The following is a 25,796-nucleotide window of genomic DNA, read 5'->3' on the forward strand; positions in this document are numbered from 1 at the left end:
TAGCTAATTTCCTCTTTTGACTATAGCGGAAATGGACGTTCATTTCAAGAAAATAAAGGTTGACAAGTGGATGTGTAAGTGATTAAAATATTCTGTTTATTCATTTACCAAAAAATGCCGAATCTCACGAGAAGATTCGGCATTTTCTTACATTTCTTTTTTTACTTGTTTAAAATAGAACAACTCATACACAACAGGCAATAATATTAGGGTTAATACCGTGGAGGATGTTAAGCCACCAATGACGGTAATTGCTAATCCTTTAGAGATGAGTGTTCCAGAAGACGTTGTTAATGCTAACGGTATTAATGCTGCAATGGTGGCAAAAGCAGTCATTAAGATAGGGCGTAATCGCGTTTTCCCTGCTTCGATAAGTGCATCACGAATCATCATACCCTTATTGAAGCGGTTCTGATTCACACGATCCACAAGGACAATCGCATTTGTCGTAACAATACCAATGAGCATTAAGAACCCAATCATGACACTAACAGATAACGGTTCGTTTGCGATCCATAAACCGACTAATGCACCCACTGGAATGAAAATAAGAGACGACAAGATGACAAACGGAATACGAACCTTACCAAACGTAATCAACATCGTTAAGTAAACAAGACCAATGGCACTTAAAATCGCAATTCCAAGCGCTTGGAATATTTCCACCGTCTCGTCACCGCCACCGCCACTTTCAAAGCTTACACCTTCCGGAAGCTTCACTTCTGATGCTACTCCATCTTTTACTTCTGCACTCACTTGTTGAATATTATCTCCGCTAATTTGCGCTTCCACTCGAGCAAATACCCTGCCATCTAACTTTTGAACAGCAGTTACGGTATCCACTTCTTCCACAGTAGCAAGATCCGTTAAGTCTACAGGGCCACTAGCGGTAAATATCGATACATTTCGAAGTGCATCCACACCGTTTAAGGATTTGTCATAGGAAAGAACCACATTTTTCTCTTCCCCATCTATTTCCAAATTCCCCACAGTGACAGGAGTCGTTTGATCGGAAATTGTTCCAAGTACCTGGAAACCACTTACCCCAAGCTCAGCGGCTTTTTGGGAATCAATCGACACTACTACAGACTGTTGTTTTTCCGAAAAATTGTTGGAAACGTACTTTAAATCATCTCTCGAATTCATATAGTCTTCCACGTCTGCCGCGGCTTTCTCTAATGCATCTGTATCAGTGGAATAAAGGTCCACTGCCACATTGTTATTAGATGGCGGGCCACCAGTGGATAATTCGGAAATGGCGATTGTTGCTTCAGGCGCTATAGGCTGCAATGCTTCTTCCATTTCCTGTTGAAGGGAGTCAATCACGGAATTTATATCCGCTCCATCAGCAAGCGTCATAATATAACCCGCACGATTTTCAAGCTTCACTCCCGTGGCAAAATCACGAGATCCAACTGCTGTTGTGACATCCTCAATATCATCCCGATTTAAAAAGATCTGTTCGACCTCTAATGACACTTCATTTGTCGCTTCTAATGACGTAGAAGATGGCAGTTCAATGCTTGCTTGAACTAGCTTCGTTTCTTCATTCGGAATGAATGTGAATCCTAGCTGCGGCACAATCGCAAAGGATGCGAGTAAGATGATTACCGATACTACGACGACAATGATTTTGCGTTTTAGTGCCCAAGCAATCGCTTTTTCATAGCTTTGTTGTAGAACACCTTCTTTTTCTTCCGGCGGAACTTTCTTAAAAGCAAATTTCGCTAAAATAGGTACGATTGTAATAGCCACAAGTAATGAGGCAGCTAATGAGAACACAACTGTTAAAGCAAATGGTAAAAAGAATTCTCCTGTTATTCCTCCAACAAATGCGAGCGGTAAGAAAACGACAATTGTGGTGATTGTAGAAGATGTAATCGCTCGTAATATCTCACTAGTGGAGGATGCGACGAGTTCATTGGAAATAGGGTCCTTTGACTTTCTTCGACGGCGGAATATATTTTCAATGACGACGATACTGTCATCCACTACACGCCCAACGGCAACAGCCATTCCCCCTAAAGTCATGATGTTCAAACTAATATCTAATTGCGCAAGGAAAATGCCAGCAATAAGGAGCGACAATGGAATCGAAATAATCGCGATAAACGTAGCTCGGAAATTTCGCAAGAATATCAAGACCGCAATGGACGCAAATAATGCCCCTAGCAAGCCTTCTTTCACAAGCGTTTCTACTGACTTTTCAATGCCTTCTGCAGAATCAAACCCAACGACATAGTTTAACCGGTCATCGTATTTATCCAATACTTCCATGACACCGTTAGCCACTTCTACAGTATTCGCATCTTGTTTCTTCGTAATCGCCATGGACAAAGACGTTTCTTCGTTATACCGAGTAATTTCGGTTTGTTTCGTTACTTCTTCTATAGTCGCAATGTCAGACAAAGCAACAGGTGGCGCTTGAGGATTAAACGTAGAAGTAAGCGTTAATGATTCCAATTGTGCACGACTCTCTAATAACTGCTCCACTCGAACTGGGACATTGAGTTCACCCTCTTGAACCGTTCCAGATGGAAAAGAAAAGAATCGTTGATTGAGTTGCTCATTGATTTGCGTGAGCGTAATTCCGTTTGCCAACGCTTTTTCTTGGTCGACAGTAATTTGAAGATACGCTTCTTCCACCCCGCCGATAGAAACGGAGTTGATACCTGGAATTTTATTTAATTCTGGCACAACTTCGGATTGCAATACTTCTTCTACTTCTGCTTTATCATTTCCAAAAAATGAAATGTTGTAAATGGGAAACGATCCGAAGGAAATGCGGCTAATTTCCGTTTGAGCTTCCTCTGGTAGAGAAAGTTTATCTAACGCAGATTCTACTTGCTGTTCTGCTCGGTCTAAATCGGTATTAAATGGAAATTGCAAGTTAATAATGCCAATCGTTTCATAAGCAATACTTTGGATTTCTGTCGAACCTTCCACGCCATCTAATTCTTTTTCGATTGGCGTTAGAATTTTCGCATCCACATCTTCTGGAGAAGCTCCAGGATACACAACTTGAACGGAAAGTTGCGGAAACTCAATGTTAGGAAGTAAATCCATTTTTAATTTTGAAAAAGAAAAAATCCCTAAGACAATAAGTAAAAACGAGACGATAAAAATCGCCGCCGCATTTCGTAAACTAAACTTCGTTAAAAAAGACATCTTCATCATCCTTTTTTCGTATTAGACTATTTATACTATAAAATTATCTTAAATAGGAATTTAAATGTGCAATAAAAAACGCACCTATCACTAGATGCGTTTTCGCTCTTTATGCCCCTGCTTCTTCTAATGGTAAATACTCATCTTCACTCGCATGTTCATATGCGTAAAGAACCGCTTCTTGAATCTTCGTTCGCGTACCAGAATTGATTGGATGCGCGATATCTCGAAACTCCCCGTCAGGTGTACGTTTGCTCGGCATTGCAACAAACAAACCCGTATTGCCATCAATCACTCGAATGTCATGCACCACAAATTCGTTATCGAGTGTAATTGATGCAATAGCCTTCATTCTTCCTTCTGTTTGAACACGACGAAGTCGCACGTCCGTTACTTCCATTTTCCCATCCCCCTTGTCTAAGATGCCCCTTCTATCAATATTTCTATATATATGACAAATTTCCTTCTTTTTCTTGAAAAAAATTCAGAAAATTTTCACTAGACTCATTTAATGAGAATGGGAAGCAGATTCAATCATGAACATCCGTGAAAAATAATTGATTGGTAGTCTATTAAAATACAAAAAGCCATGAGCAATATGCCCATGACTTCTATTAATCAAGCTTGTTCTAATTGGAATAAACGTCGTCCGATCATTCATTCCTCTCTAAAAAGAAATTAGCCGATTAACGCGGTAACTTCAATCTCAATTTTTGCGTCTTTCGGAAGTCTAGCTACTTGCACTGTGGAACGAGCAGGTTTATGGTCACCAAAATAACTTGCATAAATATCGTTCATTTCCACAAAATCATTCATATCTTGCATAAAGACCGTCGTCTTTACAACTTGTCCAAGAGATGAATTTGCTTCTTCTAAGACTGCTTTTAGGTTCGCAAATACTTGGTGCGTTTGTTCCGCAATTCCACCAGCCACCATATCTCCAACAGGTGTTAATGGGATTTGTCCTGAACTATAAAACATTCCATTCACAATCATACCTTGTACGTATGGTCCAATAGCTGCGGGTGCGTTTGTTGTTGAAACGATTTTCATTGTTCTTTTCCTCCATCCACTAAGTTTCCTTGCACAATATTAATCGTACGATCTTTTTCGTTTACTTCTTGCAGTCGAACAAATGATTGATAGTTTTGTACTAAACGTTCATCTACCGATTCTGCTTCTACTAATACAGCGATTCCTGCTAGTTCACATTGAAATTCTTCCAGTAAGTTTTTCATGCCGTTCATCGTTCCGCCGACTTTCATAAAATCATCCACGATGAGCACGCGTTGTCCGCTTTTCATACTGCGCTTCGATAGCACCATCGTTTGGATGCGTTTAGAAGAGCCTGACACATAATTTATACTCACAGTAGAACCTTCCGTTACTTTACTGTCTCGTCGAACCACAACTACAGGAACATTTAAATAACGAGCGATGGCATGCGCAAAAGGAATACCTTTTGTCGCAATGGTCATAATCGCATCTACTGAACTATCCGCAAATCGCGTCGCAAATACTTTTCCTATTTTACTCATTACTTCCGGATTCCCTAACAAATCCGTCATGAACAAGTATCCACCAGGCAGTAAGCGATCCGATTGACTTAAGTTTTCCATAAATTCTTGCATCACTTTTTCCATCGATTGGTTGGACATTTTGGGAATGAACTTCACTCCACCAGCTGCTCCTGGAACGGTTACTAATAGCCCGGTTCCTCTATTTTCAAATGTTTCTTTAATAATCGTTAAATCTTCACTAATAGAAGACTTTGCCGATTGATAAATATCCGAAAATACCGTTAACGGAATTAACTGATGCGGTCGTTCTAATAAATAGTTCGTCATATCTACTAACCGTTCACTGCGTTTCCACTTCATGGCGACCCTCCTGAACACGAATGTTTTATAGGTAAGGTATCATAAATATACGGTTTTAGGCAAGTGTCTCCCGGTCTCCAAGCAACCGAATGGCATATACTTCGTCACAAAATCCACGTAATCCATTGTAGATTCGGTTCACACGGGATTCATGTTGGACAAGACCAAATACCGTGGGACCACTTCCACTCATTAGGACCGTATCTGCTCCGAACTTCATCATTTGTTCTTTAATGTGAGCCACTTCAGGATATAAACGTAACGTGACACTTTCAAGGGAGTTTCCTACGGTTTCACACATCAAGTCAAAATCATTTTCACGAATGGCTTGAATCATTAGCTTCGTATTCGGATGGTCCGCTTTTTCGATATCTAAAGCTCCATATACATCTGCTGTGGATACACCGATCGTAGGCTTCGCTAATATTACCCAACAAGCTGGTGGTGATGGCAATTCTTCAATCTTCTCGCCTCTACCTGTCGCAAGAGCCGTCCCTCCATATACACAAAATGATACGTCCGATCCAATCTTCGCACCTAATTCCGCAAGGGTATCCAGTGAGAGTCCTAACTTCCACACATGGTTCAACCCACGCAGTGTAGCAGCAGCATCGCTACTTCCTCCTGCAAGGCCTGCAGCTACCGGAATGTTTTTCTCTAGCGTAATCGTCACTCCTTCTGTCACCCGGTACGTATCCTTCAACAGTTTTGCAGCCTGATACGCTAAGTTTCTCGCATCATTCGGTACAAAGCGGTCAAGAGAAAGCAATTCAATCTTTCCGTCCTCTCTCACTTCGAGACCGATTCGATCCGCCAAATCGACGGTTGTCATAATCATTTCCACTTCATGAAAACCATCGTTCCGTTTATGTAAAACATCTAAGGTTAAATTGATCTTTGCAGGTGCTTTCACATAGTACACGAGAAAGTCCTCCCTCTCTTCTAAATCATTGTTTTCTATTCTATCACAATCGACCTCGTGAAGAGCGTGGAAATTCGTAGGATCTAGCGTATTTTGTTCCACAGTATGTTTTGTCTTCAAAAGAATATCTCTCCTTCAGTAAATGCTTCTTCTTCGTCAGCTTGTCGTCCTTTCTTTGCCGTGATATCTAATTCCGCACATAATAGCTAGGACTCCTATTGTCGGTGGTTTTTCTCAATGGAGCTATTGTTGTTTTAATGGCAATAAAAAAACACCAATGACTAGGTCATCAGTGCTGGTTAAGATAAATGCTGTTATTTGACGACAACTAAATTTTCTGTCTCGTCCATAATCGTAATTTCAACTGCTTCTGTTAAAATATCTGTGTAGCTGTACGAAACGCGTTCGAAAGCATTTTCATCTTGATCTAAATCGACAACAAACACGGCATGATACGTTTCACGTAATACACCAGAACGTTCAATTGTTTTCTTACGACCACCGTTGGCTTTCAACTGCATTCGTTTTCCTAAATGACAATCTAACGATTTTTTGATATCCGCTAATGTTTTTGGCATTTTTGCATACACCTCACTAACGACTATCATAACACTTTGGTAATAATTTGTCAATAAATTTAATATTTTAACAAGCGAACGAATTCATTGTCAAACGTTTTTTATGCGATATGTACAATTTTTAGGTGTTTGCCTTCAAATTGTAACAGTTGACTTACGAATGAAAGAATTTACCCAATTCATTGGAAAGTTTTCCGAACTCTTGAATCGATAAAGTTTCTCCTCGTCGTATTGGATCAATACCTGCCGCTTCTAAAGCAGTGACGATTTCCTCTTTTCTCGATTTACCATTCGGCAAACCTGTTTGTAAATTATTCAAGATTGTTTTTCTTCGTTGTGCAAAGCTAGCACGTGTCACATCAAAGAAGAAATCTTCATTATCAACGGCAGTAGCGGGTGTTTCTCGTTTCGTCAGTTTAATAATCGTGGAGTCCACATTCGGTGCTGGCATAAAAACATTTTTTGGTACCGTCATTGCTGTCTCCGCTTCCATATAGTACTGCACCGCAATAGATAGTGATCCGTACGCTTTCGTAGAAGGGCTAGCAGTTATGCGATCGCCAACTTCTTTTTGCATCATGACAACTATTCCTCGAACGGGCAAGTCTTCCATTAAGAGCTTCATCAAGATTGGCGTTGTGACATAATACGGTAAATTGGCGACAACCATCAAATCATTGAAACCACTTAAACTTTCTCGAATAACGTGTGCAACATCCGCTTTTAACACATCGGAATGAATAATCTCTACATAGTCATATGCCGATAATGTATCTTCTAGCACCGGCAGTAAACGTTGATCGATTTCAAACGCCACTACTTTTCCTGCTCCACGTGCTAAATGTTCGGTCAACGCACCGATACCCGGTCCGATCTCAATCACACCAGTTTCTTTCGTTAACCCTGCATGACTCACAATATTCCGTAATATATTAGGATCGATTAAGAAATTTTGTCCTAAGCTTTTTTTGAATGAAAACCCGTACTTTTTTAAAATTTCCTGCGTTCGAGTTGGTGTCGCAATATCTTTCATTAGCTATGTTCCTCCTGATTTACGTGCTGCAGTGCTTCGATAAATAATGCTTCATCAATTTGAAACATTCGCAGCCTTTTCTCTAGTTGCTTGCCGTTTGTGTACCCTATCTGTAAATAGGCTCCTAACAATTCGCGTCGTCGTTTAGAAGATGGGTGACCGATAAGCTTTTCTTGAATCAGCCATTCTTTTGAAATGGTTGACTGAAAGGTTGTATCCGTCATGGTATATACATTTTTTAGACATGCTCGTATTGCTTCATCCGAAGCGTGTTCAATACCTAACCCTTTCCCATTTTTCGCAATGCTATCTCGTTTATCCAAAAAGGCATGCTTTACACCAGGTATATGTTCTTCTATAATCGCTCGAATTCTTCTACCCGGATAGTCAGGGTCGGTCATGACAATCACGCCACGTTTTTCTTGCGCATGGCGTATGCGAGTGAGTACTTCTGCAGAAATAGCAGAACCATTTGTTTCAATTGTATCCGCATTGACTGCTCGCTTAATAGCAACAGTATCATCTTTTCCTTCAACCACTATGATCTCTTTTATTTCCAAAGAAGTTGTCCTCCCTGCCACGTAGTAAAATTATCATTCGTTCATCAACGACTTCCCGTACTCTTATCGACCTTTTTCTATTCTCAAAGATTATACACGTTTAAATGGGGAATAGAAAATAGAGAAAGTATAAACGGAAAAACCGTCTTCCATGGATCGTCCATCAAGAAGGCGGTAGTCTATTAATTTAAAATTTTCACGGTAACGGTTTTACGGCCATAACTTAACGCTTGGCTCGTTGTCGGCATAAAGAGATCTATTTTGTGGCCTTTAATTGCGCCACCTGTATCTCCGGCAATTGCATAGCCGTAACCTTCTACCCAAACTTTAGAGCCGAGTGGAATCACACTTGGATCCACTGCAATCACTTTTAAATCTGGGTTTGCACGCAAGTTAATACCTGTTGCTGTTACTCCAGAACAGCCATTACAGTAAGCTGTATAAGCAGTCGAAGATACCGTAACCGTACGACCAGTGGATGGTGCATTGCTACGGGATACGCTCGCTGTCATCACTTTTGTTCCAACAGCTACTACTTTTTTCGTTGGTTCTTTTAGGACTTTTTCGGAGACAACGGATCGCGAAACCGCTTTTCCGTTTTCCTTAATAATTTCAATCGTACGAGCTATTTTACCTTTTTCTCCAGCTTGTACCACTTTTTCTTGCCCTTTTAAGATGTTTTTATCTTTTTTCGTTTCTGTCGCAAAATTTGTTTCTGCTTCCACTACATCGGTGACTTTTTCTACCCGAACAACTTGGATGGTGTCATTAGGAATGACAAGCTCTTCCAATTTTTGTTCCACACGGTCAAATTCATTGAGTGTAATTTCTTGTTGTTTTAAAAAGTCAGCGACCGTAGTCGAAGTGGACCACACAGATTGTTTTTCTGTCCCATTCAATAACGTCACTTCAAACGCCTTTTTGAATGAAATCTCTGTATTTTCTCCAACCTTCGAATTTAACGAAGGGGACACTTCATCATGCTCGGAAACGGTAATGTTCGCATCTGCCAATACTTCTTTTACCGTATCTGCAGTTGTTAGTACATTCATTTCTGTACCGTCGTTATTAACGGCTACATTTCTTGCCTGTTCCCACTTAATCGAAATACCATCTTCGATTTTCGTTGATAATGAGGGGGAAAGATAATCTCCCGAAGAAATCGCAATGTTTTCTTCTTCTAAAAGTTCGCCAACAGTATTGGCATGTGTTTGAACTTCTTTTTCTTGACCATTCACAGATAATGCTACTGTTTGTTGCGTACTGACATAAAAGACACCAGCAACAATGGCTATGATGAATACGATCGCAGTCACAAGGACGCTCACGTTATTTTTCCTCATTGGTGTTGAGAACAGGTTTTTCATGGTATTAATTGACACGAAAAACTCCTCCTTATTCACTTGTGTGATTATAAAGACTTATAATCTGCCTGTCAACCTATTACAATTTGTCGAACTATTTGCAGATTTACTAATCTTCTTGCACTAGTCTAACCATCTATGACTTTTCTTATTCAGGAAGTGCATAAAAACGTTTTGCATTTTTAGTCGTTTCTTTCGCAATCGTTTCTACTGATACTTCTCTCAGTTTCGCCATTTCCTCCGCAACCAAAACGACATAACTCGGCTCATTCCGCTTCCCACGATAAGGATGAGGCGTTAAATATGGCGCATCCGTTTCAATCATGAGCCATTCTAGAGGAACTTCTTTGGCCACTTCTTTCGGCTGTTTCGCATTTTTAAATGTTACGGGTCCTCCAAGCGAAATCATAAAGTTCATCTCGATACATTCTTTGGCGGTTTCTACACTTCCTCCGAAACAGTGCATAACCCCGCCTACTTCTTTTGCGTTCTCTTCTTTTAAGATTGCCATTACATCTCCAGTCGCATCACGATTATGTATAATAATCGGTAAGTTAACGCGCTTCGCTAGATAAATTTGTTTTCGAAAGATCTCCTTCTGCACTTCTTTTGGAGACTTGTCCCAGTGGTAATCGAGACCTGTTTCTCCAATCCCTACTACTTTCGGATGGGAAGCGAGCTCTTCAATCCAAGCTAAATCTTTCTCTGTACAATCCACTGCATCAACGGGGTGCCAACCAATGACAGCATAAACATCGTCGTTCTCTTCGATTAGCTCCATTGCTCGTTCAATCGTGGGACGATCAAAGCCAATCACCACCATTGGAGAAACACCGGCTGCTCTAGCACGTTCCATCACTTCTTCTAAATCCTCATTGTATTGCTCTGCATTTAAATGCACATGTGTATCGATGAATTGCATGTTCATCCTCCTTTTTTGTGCAGAATAAAACACCCTAGATAGCAGAACTTTCTCTCTTTTTCCCGCTATATAAGGGACCTACCCGTTCATCATTTCACATTCTTCTAAAATAGCTTACTACTCATTTATTTTCAAACAAAAAGAATCCGGAGCGCTTTGCCCCGGATCCAACTCGTATGGTTCTTATTTTACTTGAACACCATTTTCTAATTTTTCATCCACTGTCGCAAGTGTTAAATAACCATCTTTTTTCCCAGCTAATATCATCCCTTGGCTAAGCTCTCCGCGAAGTTTTACTGGTTTTAAGTTCGCTACAACAATCACTTTTCTTCCAACTAAATCCGCTGGTTGAAAGTGTTCCGCAATACCGGAAACAACTTGACGTTTTTCGTATCCTAGATCGACTTGTAGTTTTAACAACTTGTCGGCTTTTGGAATCGCTTCACAAGCTATTACGGTCGCCACTCGTAAATCAATTTTCATAAAATCATCAATCGTAATCTCAGGGTACTCCTCCGTGTAGGATTCTTCTGTTTCTTCAACAAGAGCTGGGGCTGTACCTCTCATTTGTTCTTGAATATACGCCACTTCTGGCTCTACTTCCAAACGAGGGAAAATAGGTACACCTTTCTCCACCACTTTTGTTCCTTTTGGAATCATCTCGTTCGACGATAAATGTTCCCACGCTAACGCACTTTCTTCCAATCCTAATTGAGAAACAATTTGTTTTGGTGCGTTCGGCAAGAATGGCTGAAGCATTGTTGCAGCACGGCGCAAGCTTTCTGCTAAATGCCACATCACAGAAGCAAGCTTCGCTTTGGATGATTCGTCCTTTGCTAAGACCCACGGAGCTGTTTCATCGATATATTTATTCGTCCGTGAAATTAACGACCAAATATCGCTAAGTACTAAGCTGAATTGCATATTTTCCATGTTTTTTTCCACAGACGCTTGCACTTCTTTCGCTTGTTCCATCAAAGCAGCATCAAATTCCGTCGCTTCTAAATCATCTGTAGGAATAGTGCCGTCAAAGTATTTATTCATCATCGAAATTGTTCGATTCAGTAAATTTCCTAAATCGTTCGCTAAATCGAAATTAGTACGTTCGACAAATGACTCTGGTGAGAATACCCCGTCTGATCCAAATGGTAATTCACGCAGTAAGAAATATCGCGTTGCATCGAGTCCATATCGTTCAACTAACATTTCTGGTAACACGACATTCCCTTTTGACTTCGACATTTTTCCGTCTTTCATCATAATAAATCCGTGTGCGAAAATTTTCTTCGGCAGCGGTAAGTCTAATGCCATTAAGAAAATTGGCCAATAAATTGTGTGGAATCGAATAATATCTTTCCCAACCACGTGTACATCCGCTGGCCAGTATTTGTTAAATTTCGAATCATCCTCGGATAAGTACCCTAAACTTGAAATGTAGTTTGAAAGTGCGTCCACCCATACATAGATAACATGTTTTGGGTCTCCAGGAACTTTAATTCCCCAGTCAAAAGACGTTCGAGATACAGACAAGTCTTCAAGTCCTGGTTTAATGAAATTGTTGATCATTTCATTTTTACGAGATTCTGGTTCGATAAATTCCACATGTTCTTCATAGTATTGAAGCAAACGGTCCGCGTATTTTTTCATGTTGAAGAAATACGACTCTTCTTTCACCTTATTTACAGGGCGTCCGCAATCTGGGCAATTTCCATCCACTAATTGTTTCTCAGTAAAGAAAGACTCACACGGAGTACAATACCATCCTTCGTACTCTCCTTTGTAAATGTCTCCATTATCAAGAAAGCGTTGGAAGATTTTCTCGACAACTTTTTTGTGGCGTTCTTCTGTTGTTTGAATAAAGTCATCATACGTAATGTCTAACGTTTTCCAAACTTCTTTCGCGTTAGCGGCTAATTCATTGACATATTCTTGTGGCGCTTTGCCAGCTTCTTGCGCTTTTTCTTGGATTTTTTGCCCGTGCTCATCCATTCCTGTTGAAAATTGCACATCATATCCACGAAGTCGCTTATAGCGTGCCATAGCATCAGAAGCTACTGTTGTGTAGGCTGTTCCAATGTGAAATTTTCCACTTGGGTAATAAATAGGAGTTGTGATATAAAAAGTTTTTTTCTCATTTGTCACGAAAATTCGTCCTTTCAGTCCATAAAAAGTAGTAACTCTATTGTATAGAAGTAATCTTCCCGTTTCAATCATGGAAATTATGCGGTTTTTGTCGATTTAACGTTATTGTAATATACATTCTAATTTTGCCTATTTTTTGTAACAATTGATCTGAACCGCGCTAAATATAGCAAAAAAATAATATTATTATTTAAATTTAGCAAAATGTTATGACACAATACTTTTACTTCGAAACTTCTTTCATTGACGGAAAATGGAAAACTTGGTATTATAAAAAACAGAAAGAGAAAATTGTCGAAATTTGACGAATAATAATTGAATCGAGAGAGGGGAATACATTCATGAAATCTACAGGGATCGTTCGTAAAGTGGATGAACTTGGACGTGTCGTAATTCCAATCGAATTACGTCGCACATTGGGCATTGCAGAAAAAGATGCATTAGAAATTTATGTGGATGACGATAAAATCATCCTTAAAAAATACCTTCCAAGCATGACTTGTGCCGTAACAGGTGAAGTATCGGATGACAATTTCCGTTTAGCTGGTGGGAACTTAATTTTAAGTCCAGAAGGCGCAGAAATTTTGATGAAAGAAATTCAGTCTAACTTAAAAAAATAAGCCCATAAAAAACACATCAAGAGGAGTTTTCGCTCACCTTGATGTGTTTTTTTCTTCTATTATATAGGCACTTTTGTGACCTGTTTTTTTCTTACTTCCTATTCTGAAATATGAAATGCTTCATACACTTCCCGTTTTGGAATATTTCGCGCCTTCGATACTTCTTTAATCGCTTCTTTCGAAGACACTTCCTGTTCTTTCATAATGTATTCGATATGTTCTTTAACGGAGAGCATTTCCCATGGCTCCACACGCGCTTCCATTTCATGAGATCCTTCAATGACCATTACAAACTCTCCACGTATTTCTTCTGACGATGCCCAGTCAAACGCTTCTTCTACCGTCCCTCGAAGAAACTCTTCAAACTTTTTCGTTAGCTCTCTTGCAAGCGTTATTTTTCGATTGGGACCTAAAACGTCCAGCACATCTTTTAATGTCTCTTTTAAACGATGTGGTGCTTCGTAAAAGAGTAGCGTGGCATCATGAAAGTAAATTCGCTCTAATTCCTTCCGTCGTTCTTTTTTATTTCTCGGTAAAAATCCGTAAAAAGTAAACGATTCTGTTGGTAAAGTGGATGCGATCAACGCCGTCAAAGCTGCATTCGCTCCAGGTATTGGAACAACAGTAAACCCAGCCGCAACAGCTTCTCTTACAATTTCTGCACCAGGATCAGAAATGCACGGGAGACCAGCATCACTAACAATGGCAACATCGAGTCCTTGCTGCAAGTGATCGATTAACTTCGCACCTGCTATTTCTTTGTTATGGTCATGATAACTAGTTAACGGTGTATCAATGCCAAAATGATTGCAAAGCTTCTTCGTGTTTCGAGTATCCTCCGCTGCTATTAGCGACACTTCTTTCATTAATCGAATCGCACGAAATGTCATATCTTCTAAGTTCCCAATTGGTGTTGGAATTAAATACAAAATGCCACTGGAAAGTCCTTTTTCAAAGCTTTTTTGCGATTGAATCACGGGAAACCCCTCCCTTCATATAGGTGATTTTTTGCGTTCTCGTTAATTTTTTAAATTGACGCTCGGCACGTAATGCCTGTTTTTTGTCATTAAATTCTTCATAATAAATACAAGTGACAGGCAGTCTTGCACGGGTATATTTTGCACCTTTGCCGTCATTATGTACCGATAATCTTCGATGCACGTCATTTGTATATCCTGCGTAAAAAGTTCCATCGGAGCACTTTAATACATAAAAATAATAGCATTTAGCTTTCTCCATATAGTAATGTGCTCACTTCTTTCGTATATTCCCCCATCTCATCGTACACATATAATGGAGGAAGAATTTTCACATCCGATTTTCCGTCTTTCATTCCTTCCACTAACACCGTATTCGCTTCTTTACCCATTTTAGGATACACAAACTGAATGCGTTTCGGCTCTAATCGATTTGCTCGCATGAACGTCACAATGTCTAGCAAACGTCCAGGGCGATGAACAAATGCTGCTTTTCCACCTTGTTTGAGTAATCGACTTGCTGCGTAAATGGACTCTTCTAATGTTAAATGGATTTCATGCCGTGCAATAGCATGATGTTCACTCAAATTCCGGTCGCTTGCTTCATGTGCAAGGAAGTATGGAGGATTGCATGTTACCGTATCCACAGATTCTACTCCGATTGTTTTAGGAGCCTGTTTCACATCTCCTTGATAAAGATGCAACTGATGAGATAGCTTGTTGTAATCGACACTCCGAATGGCCATATCTACCAAACGTTCTTGCAGCTCTACTCCTATAATCTGAGCGTTTGTTCGAGCGCTCAAAAAAAGTGGGATTGCCCCATTCCCACTGCACAAATCCACTATTTTACCTTTAGATCCTTTTGGAATCGAGGCGAATCTTGCAAGCAAAACCGCATCTAAGGAGAAGGAAAAAACGGAAGGACTTTGAATAATACGCAAATTTTCGGCTAATAAATAATCAAGACGTTCATCGTCCTTTAACATAGTTCCAACTTTCTCCTCTCCAAAACAAAAGACCGAAATTCATACCTCTGTATGAAAAATCAGTCTTGTTATCCGTTTTGTTTATTCAAAAACGAGAGACAGAAAAGGCAGTCTTCTCCTTTTCTGGAGCTCCCAAAATGAACATGACAAACATGAAATCCTTCTTGATAAAGACGCGCCAAATTGTCGTGTCCTTCTCCGATATTTTCTTTCGGCAGAATTTCTTCTTGTAAGGTTTGTTGCACGATTTCTTCGGAAGCTTTTAACACTTCCTCTAATCGTTCTCGTAATCGCTCATTTTCTTGCTCAAGCGACTGATGATCTTCCATCATAATCGCGACAAAATCTTTTAAGGCGGTAAATTCTTTTTGAAGTGTTACGAGTTGTTCCTCAAATTGCACAACCGTCTCCAAAAATTGACGATCCTTCATCATAATCACCTCAACGATAATTCTTCTACAGAGTAGTCAAGAACACGTTCTTGGTCTTGGAACTCTACTTGTAAGACACGCTCAAGTAAATTAAGACCCACTACTCGACCTTCTCCGTCTGGAGTAGAAATACGCGCACCAATATCTGGCATGATTGCTTTCGCTTCTTCATATGCGTCATTTTCATATTTTAAACAACACATTAAACGACCACATAAACCCGATATTTTAGTTGGATTGAGTGACAAGTTTTGGTCTTTTGCCATTTTAATGGACACAGGTTCAAAATCACCTAAAAATGTTGAACAACATAACATTCGTCCACAAGGACCTATTCCACCTAACATTTTCGCTTCATCTCGAACACCGATTTGACGAAGCTCTATACGCGTACGGAATACCGATGCCAAATCTTTTACTAAATCACGGAAATCGACGCGTCCCTCCGCTGTAAAATAAAAAATAATTTTATTACGATCAAACGTATATTCTACGTCTACTAACTTCATATCAAGTGAATGCTCGGTAATTTTTTGCGATCCTAACTCCAATGCACGAACAGATTCTGATTGATTCTCTTCCACTTGCAATTTATCACGGTCGGAAGCAGGTCTAACCACTTGTTTTAGTGGTAGCACAACATCATTTTCATCTACTTCTTTCACAGGCACGACAACTTTTCCAAACTCGACACCTCTAGATGTTTCAACAATGACGTAATCGTCTTTTTGCACATCGAATTCTAGAGGATCAAAATAATATATTTTACCCGCTTTTTTAAAACGGACTCCAATTACTTTAAACAAAGGTGTACCCCTCCTGTAAATTTAGCACCAGCTGTTCCATTAATAGGTTCCGGTTCATGTTGCGCGGTACGTTTGTTCGAGCTTGAAGAATCGCTTCCAATTTCTTCGACACTTGTTCATACGACAACATGAGCGCACGATCTTGATAAAAGGAACGCATCTCAGGATAAGCACAATCACTATCCGGATTTACTTTTACTGCAACTAAATCTCGGTATGCGAGAAGAAGTAAATCTAACCCTTCCTCCACATCCGCTTTTTCCTTAAACGTAGGCAAGAATTCTTCTTGTACAAAAAGTAATCCTTCCTGCACATGAGCTTCTACTGCCTTCACTAATTTTAACACTGTTTTTCGACGCTGTGCAAACTGCTCGTCCTTTGCGAGGGCGAAAGCTTTTTCTGCATCGTTCGTCATATAACTAGCAGTTGACGCTAGCGGCAAAGGAATGGATTCATTCTCCAAAAAATGCCGAATCATTTCAGGTGACCCTGGTTTAAATGAAATGATTTGTGTGCGGGATCTTATTGTCGGTAAGATACTCGCTAATTTTTCCGTAATTAAAATGGCAGTAATCTCGGTTGTTGGTTCTTCTAAAAACTTTAATAATGTATTGGAAGCGGAAATATTCATCCGATCTGCTTCGTGAATGACATATATTTTGCGTCCATCTTCCATTCCTGTTTTCGCCATTTCTGCTAGTAAGTCGCGTATTTGATCGATTTTGATTTGCTGGCCATCCGGAAACACTTCGACAAAATTTGTATCGTTTCGGTTAGCAACTCGTATGCAGGCACGGCACTTTCCGCATGGTTCTCCTGACGTTTTGTTTTCACAAACCATCGCTTGAACGAAAAACTCCATGGCGTCTACTTTCCCTACACCTTTTGGACCTTCAAATAAATAAGCATGTCCAATTCGATTTTTCTCCACCGTTGTAAGGAGCTGTTTATAAACAATAGGCTGAGCTTGTTTCCACTTCATGTATCGTTCTCCTTCTTAACGCAAAACCCCACGTGCGAACACGAGGGGTTAAGTATATAAGTTCACTAGTAAGCCTTTAATTTCTCCGATCTTATCTAACAGATCAATAGAGCTTTTTTCTTGGTCCAGAATTTCTTGCGCTAACTCTACTAGTTTCTCATCAATCGTTTGAACAATTTTTAACCGTCTACCTTCACCGTGACGATTCCAAGTATGCGATTGTTTTAATCCCATACCGTATTCTACCGCTTCCGAAAGAAAACGTTTCACTAACATTTTAAATTTGGCCATATCTCGTAAGTTTCGAGAACGACTCAATCGGTCACCAGCAGTCGATATATCCCCTAGTAGTCGAGTGATTTGATCATTTTGCATTCGTTGTTCTTGTTTCATGACTAACTGACCAAAACGGTTAGTCGCAGGCAAATTTTGCATGCGGTCATTTTGCAATTTATCAAGTCCTACTCGAACGTCTTGGTTAATTTTCACGACCTGTCACCTCTACCTTAAAATTGATGGAATTGTTCAATCGGTAGCACAAATACCGTTGCCCCTCCAACTTCTACTTCCACTGGATATGGAATATACGAGTCCGCGTTTCCACCCATAGGAGAAACCGGAGCTACCATTTGTTCTCTCGAACGACAATTCTCGCGAATTAGTTCTAATGCTTGGGGTACAAGAGACTCATCCGTCCCAATAAGAAAAGTAGTATTACCTGAACGTAAAAACCCACCAGTACTCGCAAGTTTAGTCGCTCGGAAATTTCCCTTTGTTAATGCACCGGACAATCGGTTGCTGTCTTGGTCTTGAACAATTGCAACGATGAGTTTCATCTTATATCCTCCTAATTTTGTTCTTCTTATAAGTATAGCATGAAAAGTCTACTTAATTCATCTTGGTATCTAGATAATTTTTTAGAATATTACGAACATTTACTTTTACTTCGTCCTGTGACTTTTCCGCATCGATCGTGATAAATCGATCAGGAGATTCCTTTACAAGTAAATGGTACCCCTCTCTGACTTTTTCGTGAAAGGCAACACTTTCCTTATCTAATCGATTGTTTTCCCTATTTTTTCCGTTTGCAATCCTCGATAATCCCACTTCTGGATTCAAATCGAATAAGAGCGTTTTATCAGGCATCGTATCCGCAATCGCGAATTCATTAATTGCCCACACTTCTGCTACACCTATTCCGCGTGCATACCCCTGATACGCAAGAGATGCATCGACAAATCGATCGCACAGCACGATTTTCCCCGCTGCTAACGCAGGTTTAATGACTTCAACTAAGTGCTGTCTTCTAGCTGCTGCATATAGAAGCGCTTCCGTTCGTGCGTCCATTTCCAAGTGTTGATTATCTAAAATAATTGCTCTAATTTTTTCTGCTATGCGAATTCCGCCTGGCTCCCTTGTCGTCACAATATCCATGCCTTCTGCAGTAAATTCTTTTGCAAGCTCGTTCATCACCGTTGTTTTACCTGCGCCCTCTGGCCCTTCAAATGTAATGAAAACTCCTTTTTGATTCATCCGTTATTCTCCTTTCAAGACTAGCAACTGTCGGTCATTCAATCGGTGCTGCCCTTGAATCGTTGCTTCTATAGCTAAATAATCTGCAATTGCTTTCAATTGAGTGGTCGTAATTTTCTCTCCGCGAACCAACAATGGAATTCCTGGTGGATACGGAATCACATCTCCCGCAGAAATTCGTCCGATACACTTTGTATAGGTTATAGACTCTACCTCGAGTTCGTGTAATCGCTCATATGAACAAGCATTTGCGAAAATTTTATTATCCGGAACACTCCACTCGATGAGATGCTCTGTTCGTGGAGCTTTATTGCATATTTCAGCTACACGCTTGATTCTTTTTCGAACTTCCGCAAATGAAAACGGGGTGTTGGATTTGACTAACGGAAGTACCATCAATACTTGCGTAGTATCGGCAAGCTCCGTAAATATACCGGCTGATTCTAACGCTTGCTGTAGATAGTATCCTGTGTGCCCTTTAATTCTTAAAAGTAACTTCAACGGATCATCCACTTCCACTACTTCTATGGAAGGAATTCCTTGCAAACTTTCTACAAAAGATGAACGGACGGTTAAAAAATGTCGCATATCTCTTTCTGTATATTCTGCCACAAATGCTCGCGCATCATCTAATGACGCCATAATGACATACGAAGGACTACTCGATTGTAACGCTCGTAAATACCATTGTAATTTAGTACTTGAAACTCGTCCTTCTCTTACATGTAAAAACGATCCCATTGTCATCGCAGGTAACGTCTTATGAGCTGACTGAACAACAACATCTGCTCCTGCATCTAATGCTGAGACAGGAAAGTCCTTAGCTGCTCGAAAATGCGCTCCATGTGCTTCGTCCACTAACACGGTCATATTTGCATCGTGACATACCTGAACGAGCTCCTCTAGCTTATTAGCAACAACACCATAATACGTTGGCGTCGTAAATACGACCGCTTTAGCCGATGGATACATGCGAATTGCTTCCTGTAAAGTATGTAAGGTGATATGTGTAGCGGTTTGTGTTCTCTGATCCCACTCAGGTGATAAAAATACCGGTGTTACATTTGCCATTTCTAACGCATTAAATACCGACTTATGGGCATTTCGCTGAACTAATACGATATCTCCTCTCGAACAAGAAGCGAGAATCATTGCCATATTTCCAACCGTCGACCCGTTAACTAAAAAGTAGCTTTGGTCTGCTTCATACGTTTTAGCGAGTAACTGCTCCGCCTCTAAAATTACCTCTTCTGGGTGGTGAAGATCATCTAAACCTGTCAGTTCGGTCACATCAATTGAAAGCATCGGTTTCACAAACGTCGGGAGACCCGACAATAATCCACTTTTATGGCCAGGTACATGAAAAGATATAGGATTGTTCTTTTTAAATTCCACAAGTCTTTCCACGAGCGGTCTTCTCTCCATGCCCTTACCTCCGTTCTAATTCCATATTCTATTATATAGGAAAGAACTCCTTGCGAACATGTCCATCTAGTTGGAATTCCTTCGATCAGATAATATGTGCTGATAGTATTGCGGTTTACGTCAATAGCAGGAATGTATCGCTGATAGAGACTGTGCAAGTGCTGATATGCGCTGATTAGCTGTCGATAGAACGGGATTTCGCGCTTGTAGGAGCTACTTTTTCGTATTTCTTGAATAGTGTTGATACGATTCTGTTCCAGCTTGATAGATACATTTAATAGATTTTCGCGTGCGAAAATCATCCTTTTTGAAAAGAACTTTTCTCCAATAAAAAAGGAACTCTTCATAAGAAGAATTCCTTAGTAGCCCAGCGACGTCCTACTCTCACAGGGGGAAACCCCCAACTACCATCGGCGCTAAAGAGCTTAACTTCCGTGTTCGGTATGGGAACGGGTGTGACCTCTTTGCCATAATCACTGGATTATTTTGTTAGAGTGTTTGTTCACTCAAAACTGGATAAACGTCATTGAAAGAACACGTTCGGTGGAAACGTCTTGCGACGTTCCACTCGTTTTGGTTAAGTCCTCGATCGATTAGTATTCGTCAGCTGCACGTGTCGCCACGCTTCCACCTCGAACCTATCTACCTCATCGTCTTTGAGGGATCTTACTTACTTGCGTAATGGGAAATCTCATCTTGAGGGGGGCTTCATGCTTAGATGCTTTCAGCACTTATCCCGTCCACACATAGCTACCCAGCGATGCTCTTGGCAGAACAACTGGTACACCAGCGGTGTGTCCATCCCGGTCCTCTCGTACTAAGGACAGCTCCTCTCAAATTTCCTACGCCCACGACGGATAGGGACCGAACTGTCTCACGACGTTCTGAACCCAGCTCGCGTACCGCTTTAATGGGCGAACAGCCCAACCCTTGGGACCGACTACAGCCCCAGGATGCGATGAGCCGACATCGAGGTGCCAAACCTCCCCGTCGATGTGGACTCTTGGGGGAGATAAGCCTGTTATCCCCGGGGTAGCTTTTATCCGTTGAGCGATGGCCCTTCCATGCGGAACCACCGGATCACTAAGCCCGTCTTTCGACCCTGCTCGACTTGTAGGTCTCGCAGTCAAGCTCCCTTCTGCCTTTACACTCTACGAATGATTTCCAACCATTCTGAGGGAACCTTTGGGCGCCTCCGTTACACTTTAGGAGGCGACCGCCCCAGTCAAACTGCCCGCCTGACACTGTCTCCTACCCGGCTTACGGGTATGGGTTAGAAGTTCAATACAACCAGGGTAGTATCCCACCGACGCCTCCTCCGAAGCTGGCGCTCCGGGCTCTTAGGCTCCTACCTATCCTGTACAAGTTGTACCAAAATTCCATATCAGGCTACAGTAAAGCTCCACGGGGTCTTTCCGTCCTGTCGCGGGTAACCTGCATCTTCACAGGTACTATAATTTCACCGAGTCTCTCGTTGAGACAGTGCCCAGATCGTTACGCCTTTCGTGCGGGTCGGAACTTACCCGACAAGGAATTTCGCTACCTTAGGACCGTTATAGTTACGGCCGCCGTTTACTGGGGCTTCAATTCGCACCTTCGCTTGCGCTAAGCACTCCTCTTAACCTTCCAGCACCGGGCAGGCGTCAGCCCCTATACGTCACCTTACGGTTTTGCAGAGACCTGTGTTTTTGCTAAACAGTCGCCTGGGCCTATTCACTGCGGCTCTCTCGGGCTTTAACACCCTAATAGAGCACCCCTTCTCCCGAAGTTACGGGGTCATTTTGCCGAGTTCCTTAACGAGAGTTCTCTCGATCACCTTAGGATTCTCTCCTCGACTACCTGTGTCGGTTTGCGGTACGGGCACCTCCCGCCTCGTTAGAGGCTTTTCTTGGCAGTGTGAAATCAGGAACTCCAGACCAAGTGGTCCTTGTCATCACAGCTCAATGTTATAGGAACGGGATTTGCCTCATTCCACATCTCACTGCTTGAACGTGCACAACCAACGGCACGCTTACCCTATCCTACTGCGTCCCCCCATTACTCAAACGGCGGGGAGGTGGTACAGGAATATCAACCTGTTGTCCATCGTCTACGCCTATCGGCCTCGACTTAGGTCCCGACTAACCCTGAGCGGACGAGCCTTCCTCAGGAAACCTTAGTCATTCGGTGGACGGGATTCTCACCCGTCTTTCGCTACTCATACCGGCATTCTCACTTCTAAGCGCTCCACCAGTCCTTCCGGTCTAGCTTCAACGCCCTTAGAACGCTCTCCTACCACTGACACCTACGGTGTCAATCCACAGCTTCGGTGAATTGTTTAGCCCCGATACATTTTCGGCGCAGCGTCACTCGACCAGTGAGCTATTACGCACTCTTTAAATGATGGCTGCTTCTAAGCCAACATCCTGGTTGTCTAAGCAACGCCACATCCTTTTCCACTTAACAATTACTTGGGGACCTTAGCTGGTGGTCTGGGCTGTTTCCCTCTTGACTACGGATCTTATCACTCGCAGTCTGACTCCCAAACATAAATCTCTGGCATTCGGAGTTTGTCTGAATTCGGTAACCCGGGATGGGCCCCTAGTCCAAACAGTGCTCTACCTCCAGGATTCTCACGTTTGAGGCTAGCCCTAAAGCTATTTCGGAGAGAACCAGCTATCTCCAGGTTCGATTGGAATTTCTCCGCTACCCACACCTCATCCCCGCATTTTTCAACATGCGTGGGTTCGGGCCTCCAGTAAGTGTTACCTTACCTTCACCCTGGACATGGGTAGATCACCTGGTTTCGGGTCTACAACTACGTACTCATTCGCCCTATTCAGACTCGCTTTCGCTACGGCTCCGCCTTCTCAGCTTAACCTTGCACGCAATCGTAACTCGCCGGTTCATTCTACAAAAGGCACGCTATCACCCATTAACGGGCTCTAACTACTTGTAGGCACACGGTTTCAGGATCTTTTTCACTCCCCTTCCGGGGTGCTTTTCACCTTTCCCTCACGGTACTGGTTCACTATCGGTCACTAGGGAGTATTTAGCCTTGGGAGATGGTCCTCCCGGATTCCGACGGAATTTCACGTGTTCCGCCGTACTCAGGATCCACTCAGGAGAGAACGAACTTTCGACTACAGGGCTGTTACCTTGTTTCGCGGACCTTTCCAGATCGCTTCGCCTACCCCGTTCTTTTGTAACTCCGTATTGAGTGTCCTACAACCCCAAGAGGCAAGCCTCTTGGTTTGGGCTCTTCCCGTTTCGCTCGCCGCTACTCAGGGAATCGATTTTTCTTTCTCTTCCTCCAGGTACTTAGATGTTTCAGTTCCCTGGGTGTGCCTCGATTACGCTATGAATTCACGTAAACGTACTGCTCGATTAAAAACAGTGGGTTTCCCCATTCGGAAATCCCCGGATCAATGCTTACTTACAGCTCCCCGAGGCATATCGGTGTTCGTACCGTCCTTCTTCGGCTCCTAGTGCCAAGGCATTCACCGTGCGCCCTTATTAACTTAACCGTTAATAAGCCTTGCATGGAAACAGTTTAAAAACTGTTTACCTTGAATCTTACTTACAATGTGTTGCTTTCAATGTCGTTTTATCCAGTTTTCAAAGAACAAGTTTGAAGTTTTCACTGTTTAGCTCACTCGGCAGTCCGCAACCTCTTTTCCCTACTCCCTCGTCATCAAGATGACGCAGTCGCAGGTCCAAAGTGGTAGTCGGCCTATCATGCCTCATTCCGCTTTTCTTGTGAACCTTCAAAACTGAACGCAAAACGTTAACCGATGAACCGAAGGTTCATCTTCCGTAATTATCCTTAGAAAGGAGGTGATCCAGCCGCACCTTCCGATACGGCTACCTTGTTACGACTTCACCCCAATCATCTGTCCCACCTTCGGCGGCTGGCTCCAAAAGGTTACCTCACCGACTTCGGGTGTTACAAACTCTCGTGGTGTGACGGGCGGTGTGTACAAGGCCCGGGAACGTATTCACCGCGGCATGCTGATCCGCGATTACTAGCGATTCCGGCTTCATGTAGGCGAGTTGCAGCCTACAATCCGAACTGAGAACGGTTTTATGGGATTAGCTCCCCCTCGCGGGTTCGCAACCCTTTGTACCGTCCATTGTAGCACGTGTGTAGCCCAGGTCATAAGGGGCATGATGATTTGACGTCATCCCCACCTTCCTCCGGTTTGTCACCGGCAGTCACCTTAGAGTGCCCAACTAAATGCTGGCAACTAAGATCAAGGGTTGCGCTCGTTGCGGGACTTAACCCAACATCTCACGACACGAGCTGACGACAACCATGCACCACCTGTCACCACTGTCCCCGAAGGGAAAAGCATATCTCTATGCCGGTCAGTGGGATGTCAAGACCTGGTAAGGTTCTTCGCGTTGCTTCGAATTAAACCACATGCTCCACCGCTTGTGCGGGCCCCCGTCAATTCCTTTGAGTTTCAGCCTTGCGGCCGTACTCCCCAGGCGGAGTGCTTAATGCGTTAGCTGCAGCACTAAGGGGCGGAAACCCCCTAACACTTAGCACTCATCGTTTACGGCGTGGACTACCAGGGTATCTAATCCTGTTTGCTCCCCACGCTTTCGCGCCTCAGCGTCAGTTACAGACCAGAAAGCCGCCTTCGCCACTGGTGTTCCTCCACATCTCTACGCATTTCACCGCTACACGTGGAATTCCGCTTTCCTCTTCTGCACTCAAGTCCTCCAGTTTCCAATGACCCTCCACGGTTGAGCCGTGGGCTTTCACATCAGACTTAAAGGACCGCCTGCGCGCGCTTTACGCCCAATAATTCCGGACAACGCTTGCCACCTACGTATTACCGCGGCTGCTGGCACGTAGTTAGCCGTGGCTTTCTAATGAGGTACCGTCATAGTAAGGACAGTTACTCCCCTACCTGTTCTTCCCTCACAACAGAGTTTTACGATCCGAAAACCTTCTTCACTCACGCGGCGTTGCTCCATCAGACTTTCGTCCATTGTGGAAGATTCCCTACTGCTGCCTCCCGTAGGAGTCTGGGCCGTGTCTCAGTCCCAGTGTGGCCGATCACCCTCTCAGGTCGGCTACGCATCGTCGCCTTGGTAGGCCGTTACCCTACCAACTAGCTAATGCGCCGCGGGCCCATCCTGTAGTGACAGCCGAAACCGTCTTTCAACTTCAGACCATGAAATCCGAAGGATTATTCGGTATTAGCCCCGGTTTCCCGGAGTTATCCCAATCTACAGGGCAGGTTGCCCACGTGTTACTCACCCGTCCGCCGCTAAAATCAGAAGAAGCAAGCTTCTTCTTCTTTCCGCTCGACTTGCATGTATTAGGCACGCCGCCAGCGTTCGTCCTGAGCCAGGATCAAACTCTCCATCATAGAGAGCATGATTGCTCATGCTGTTTGCTGGCATCTTAATGATGTCCATTTAAAATAGAAACAAAAAGTTTCTAAGTTTTGTTTGTGGCTCCGACGGAGGT

General features: G+C 42.5%; 22 protein-coding genes and 3 rRNA genes. 1 reads left to right on the plus strand and 24 read right to left on the minus strand.

From position 1 onward, the window contains the following. Positions 1 to 147: 147 nt before the first annotated feature. The 11 genes from D3873_RS13115 to metG form a co-directional block, all read right to left on the minus strand. Positions 148 to 3,168 (minus strand): efflux RND transporter permease subunit, encoded by a 3,021-nt coding sequence (locus D3873_RS13115; protein ID WP_119884414.1) that lies wholly within the window; start codon positions 3,166 to 3,168, stop codon positions 148 to 150. Between the two features lie 109 nt (positions 3,169 to 3,277). Continuing rightward, complete coding sequence (gene spoVG / locus D3873_RS13120) at positions 3,278 to 3,568, minus strand: septation regulator SpoVG (protein ID WP_119884415.1); 291 nt, start codon at positions 3,566 to 3,568, stop codon at positions 3,278 to 3,280. A 278-nt stretch (positions 3,569 to 3,846) separates the two neighbouring features. After that, positions 3,847 to 4,221: a RidA family protein gene (locus tag D3873_RS13125; RefSeq protein ID WP_119884416.1), complete on the minus strand. Its 375-nt coding sequence runs from the start codon at positions 4,219 to 4,221 to the stop codon at positions 3,847 to 3,849. Next, positions 4,218 to 5,048, minus strand: coding sequence for a pur operon repressor (purR, locus tag D3873_RS13130; protein ID WP_119884417.1), 831 nt, complete (start codon positions 5,046 to 5,048; stop codon positions 4,218 to 4,220). The genes D3873_RS13125 and purR overlap by 4 nt, the downstream gene beginning before the upstream one ends. Before the next feature lie 55 nt (positions 5,049 to 5,103). Beyond that, on the minus strand, positions 5,104 to 5,970 hold the full coding sequence (gene ispE, locus D3873_RS13135) for a 4-(cytidine 5'-diphospho)-2-C-methyl-D-erythritol kinase (protein WP_119884564.1): 867 nt from the start codon (positions 5,968 to 5,970) through the stop codon (positions 5,104 to 5,106). A gap of 314 nt (positions 5,971 to 6,284) precedes the next feature. Beyond that, positions 6,285 to 6,548: a biofilm formation stimulator Veg gene (veg, locus tag D3873_RS13140; protein WP_119884418.1), complete on the minus strand. Its 264-nt coding sequence runs from the start codon at positions 6,546 to 6,548 to the stop codon at positions 6,285 to 6,287. A gap of 154 nt (positions 6,549 to 6,702) precedes the next feature. Further along, positions 6,703 to 7,581, minus strand: coding sequence for a 16S rRNA (adenine(1518)-N(6)/adenine(1519)-N(6))-dimethyltransferase RsmA (rsmA, locus tag D3873_RS13145; protein WP_119884419.1), 879 nt, complete (start codon positions 7,579 to 7,581; stop codon positions 6,703 to 6,705). Next, positions 7,581 to 8,141 carry a ribonuclease M5 gene (gene rnmV, locus D3873_RS13150; RefSeq protein WP_119884420.1) on the minus strand — a complete coding sequence of 187 codons (561 nt, stop codon included), beginning with the start codon at positions 8,139 to 8,141 and terminating at the stop codon, positions 7,581 to 7,583. Before rnmV ends, rsmA begins: the two co-directional genes overlap by 1 nt. A 182-nt stretch (positions 8,142 to 8,323) precedes the next feature. Then, the gene (locus D3873_RS13155) at positions 8,324 to 9,523 is read right to left on the minus strand and encodes a G5 and 3D domain-containing protein (RefSeq protein WP_205536271.1); all 1,200 of its coding nucleotides are present in this window, start codon (positions 9,521 to 9,523) and stop codon (positions 8,324 to 8,326) included. Positions 9,524 to 9,653: 130 nt separating this feature from the next. Continuing rightward, positions 9,654 to 10,427 (minus strand): TatD family hydrolase, encoded by a 774-nt coding sequence (locus D3873_RS13160; RefSeq protein ID WP_119884421.1) that lies wholly within the window; start codon positions 10,425 to 10,427, stop codon positions 9,654 to 9,656. Between the two features lie 183 nt (positions 10,428 to 10,610). Next, positions 10,611 to 12,569 carry a methionine--tRNA ligase gene (metG, locus tag D3873_RS13165; protein ID WP_119884422.1) on the minus strand — a complete coding sequence of 653 codons (1,959 nt, stop codon included), beginning with the start codon at positions 12,567 to 12,569 and terminating at the stop codon, positions 10,611 to 10,613. A 341-nt stretch (positions 12,570 to 12,910) separates the two neighbouring features. On the opposite strand from metG, the gene D3873_RS13170 reads away from it, so the two are divergent. Beyond that, positions 12,911 to 13,189 (plus strand): transition state genes transcriptional regulator AbrB, encoded by a 279-nt coding sequence (locus D3873_RS13170; protein WP_119884423.1) that lies wholly within the window; start codon positions 12,911 to 12,913, stop codon positions 13,187 to 13,189. A gap of 98 nt (positions 13,190 to 13,287) precedes the next feature. Here the strand turns inward: D3873_RS13170 and rsmI are convergent, their stop codons facing one another. The 13 genes from rsmI to D3873_RS13235 all read right to left on the minus strand — a co-directional run bounded on the left by rsmI (position 13,288) and on the right by D3873_RS13235 (position 25,695). Beyond that, positions 13,288 to 14,163: a 16S rRNA (cytidine(1402)-2'-O)-methyltransferase gene (rsmI, locus tag D3873_RS13175; RefSeq protein ID WP_119884566.1), complete on the minus strand. Its 876-nt coding sequence runs from the start codon at positions 14,161 to 14,163 to the stop codon at positions 13,288 to 13,290. After that, positions 14,141 to 14,428: a GIY-YIG nuclease family protein gene (locus D3873_RS13180; protein ID WP_119884424.1), complete on the minus strand. Its 288-nt coding sequence runs from the start codon at positions 14,426 to 14,428 to the stop codon at positions 14,141 to 14,143. Before D3873_RS13180 ends, rsmI begins: the two co-directional genes overlap by 23 nt. Continuing rightward, positions 14,415 to 15,155, minus strand: coding sequence for a tRNA1(Val) (adenine(37)-N6)-methyltransferase (locus D3873_RS13185; protein ID WP_119884425.1), 741 nt, complete (start codon positions 15,153 to 15,155; stop codon positions 14,415 to 14,417). Before D3873_RS13185 ends, D3873_RS13180 begins: the two co-directional genes overlap by 14 nt. Before the next feature lie 68 nt (positions 15,156 to 15,223). Next, positions 15,224 to 15,586 (minus strand): DNA replication initiation control protein YabA, encoded by a 363-nt coding sequence (gene yabA, locus D3873_RS13190; protein ID WP_119884567.1) that lies wholly within the window; start codon positions 15,584 to 15,586, stop codon positions 15,224 to 15,226. A gap of 5 nt (positions 15,587 to 15,591) precedes the next feature. Further along, a complete protein-coding gene (locus D3873_RS13195; RefSeq protein ID WP_119884426.1) occupies positions 15,592 to 16,392 on the minus strand; it encodes a PSP1 domain-containing protein in 801 nt (266 codons plus the stop codon). After that, entirely contained in the window at positions 16,385 to 17,374 is a 990-nt protein-coding gene (holB, locus tag D3873_RS13200; RefSeq protein WP_119884427.1) for a DNA polymerase III subunit delta', read from the minus strand. Before holB ends, D3873_RS13195 begins: the two co-directional genes overlap by 8 nt. 48 nt (positions 17,375 to 17,422) lie before the next feature. Further along, on the minus strand, positions 17,423 to 17,863 hold the full coding sequence (locus tag D3873_RS13205; RefSeq protein ID WP_119884428.1) for a YaaR family protein: 441 nt from the start codon (positions 17,861 to 17,863) through the stop codon (positions 17,423 to 17,425). A gap of 17 nt (positions 17,864 to 17,880) precedes the next feature. After that, positions 17,881 to 18,210 (minus strand): cyclic di-AMP receptor DarA, encoded by a 330-nt coding sequence (locus D3873_RS13210; RefSeq protein ID WP_119884429.1) that lies wholly within the window; start codon positions 18,208 to 18,210, stop codon positions 17,881 to 17,883. A gap of 52 nt (positions 18,211 to 18,262) precedes the next feature. After that, positions 18,263 to 18,907 (minus strand): dTMP kinase, encoded by a 645-nt coding sequence (gene tmk / locus D3873_RS13215; protein WP_119884430.1) that lies wholly within the window; start codon positions 18,905 to 18,907, stop codon positions 18,263 to 18,265. Between the two features lie 3 nt (positions 18,908 to 18,910). Then, on the minus strand, positions 18,911 to 20,332 hold the full coding sequence (locus D3873_RS13220) for an aminotransferase class I/II-fold pyridoxal phosphate-dependent enzyme (RefSeq protein ID WP_119884431.1): 1,422 nt from the start codon (positions 20,330 to 20,332) through the stop codon (positions 18,911 to 18,913). A 365-nt stretch (positions 20,333 to 20,697) separates the two neighbouring features. Beyond that, positions 20,698 to 20,813, minus strand: a 5S ribosomal RNA gene (gene rrf, locus D3873_RS13225). A gap of 92 nt (positions 20,814 to 20,905) precedes the next feature. Beyond that, positions 20,906 to 23,838, minus strand: a 23S ribosomal RNA gene (locus D3873_RS13230). 303 nt (positions 23,839 to 24,141) lie between these two features. Further along, positions 24,142 to 25,695, minus strand: a 16S ribosomal RNA gene (locus D3873_RS13235). Together the 16S, 23S and 5S rRNA genes form the textbook arrangement of a ribosomal RNA operon. Between the last annotated feature and the right edge of the window lie 101 nt (positions 25,696 to 25,796).

The organism is Paenisporosarcina cavernae, from assembly GCF_003595195.1.
Classification (GTDB): domain Bacteria; phylum Bacillota; class Bacilli; order Bacillales_A; family Planococcaceae; genus Paenisporosarcina; species Paenisporosarcina cavernae.

Bases quoted from the DNA above. Each gene is read 5' to 3' on its own strand.
- spoVG (WP_119884415.1), bottom strand. From the start codon at position 3,568: ATGGAAGTAACGGACGTGCGACTTCGTCGTGTTCAAACAGAAGGAAGA.
- D3873_RS13160 (WP_119884421.1), bottom strand. From the start codon at position 10,427: ATGCAATTCATCGATACACATGTGCATTTAAATGCAGAGCAATACAAT.
- D3873_RS13220 (WP_119884431.1), bottom strand. From the start codon at position 20,332: ATGGAGAGAAGACCGCTCGTGGAAAGACTTGTGGAATTTAAAAAGAAC.
- D3873_RS13115 (WP_119884414.1), bottom strand. From the start codon at position 3,168: ATGTCTTTTTTAACGAAGTTTAGTTTACGAAATGCGGCGGCGATTTTT.
- D3873_RS13210 (WP_119884429.1), bottom strand. From the start codon at position 18,210: ATGAAACTCATCGTTGCAATTGTTCAAGACCAAGACAGCAACCGATTG.
- rsmA (WP_119884419.1), bottom strand. From the start codon at position 7,581: ATGAAAGATATTGCGACACCAACTCGAACGCAGGAAATTTTAAAAAAG.
- veg (WP_119884418.1), bottom strand. From the start codon at position 6,548: ATGCCAAAAACATTAGCGGATATCAAAAAATCGTTAGATTGTCATTTA.
- D3873_RS13170 (WP_119884423.1), top strand. From the start codon at position 12,911: ATGAAATCTACAGGGATCGTTCGTAAAGTGGATGAACTTGGACGTGTC.
- D3873_RS13185 (WP_119884425.1), bottom strand. From the start codon at position 15,155: ATGTTAAAGGACGATGAACGTCTTGATTATTTATTAGCCGAAAATTTG.
- yabA (WP_119884567.1), bottom strand. From the start codon at position 15,586: ATGAAGGATCGTCAATTTTTGGAGACGGTTGTGCAATTTGAGGAACAA.
- purR (WP_119884417.1), bottom strand. From the start codon at position 5,048: ATGAAGTGGAAACGCAGTGAACGGTTAGTAGATATGACGAACTATTTA.
- D3873_RS13125 (WP_119884416.1), bottom strand. From the start codon at position 4,221: ATGAAAATCGTTTCAACAACAAACGCACCCGCAGCTATTGGACCATAC.
- tmk (WP_119884430.1), bottom strand. From the start codon at position 18,907: ATGAATCAAAAAGGAGTTTTCATTACATTTGAAGGGCCAGAGGGCGCA.
- D3873_RS13180 (WP_119884424.1), bottom strand. From the start codon at position 14,428: ATGGAGAAAGCTAAATGCTATTATTTTTATGTATTAAAGTGCTCCGAT.
- holB (WP_119884427.1), bottom strand. From the start codon at position 17,374: ATGAAGTGGAAACAAGCTCAGCCTATTGTTTATAAACAGCTCCTTACA.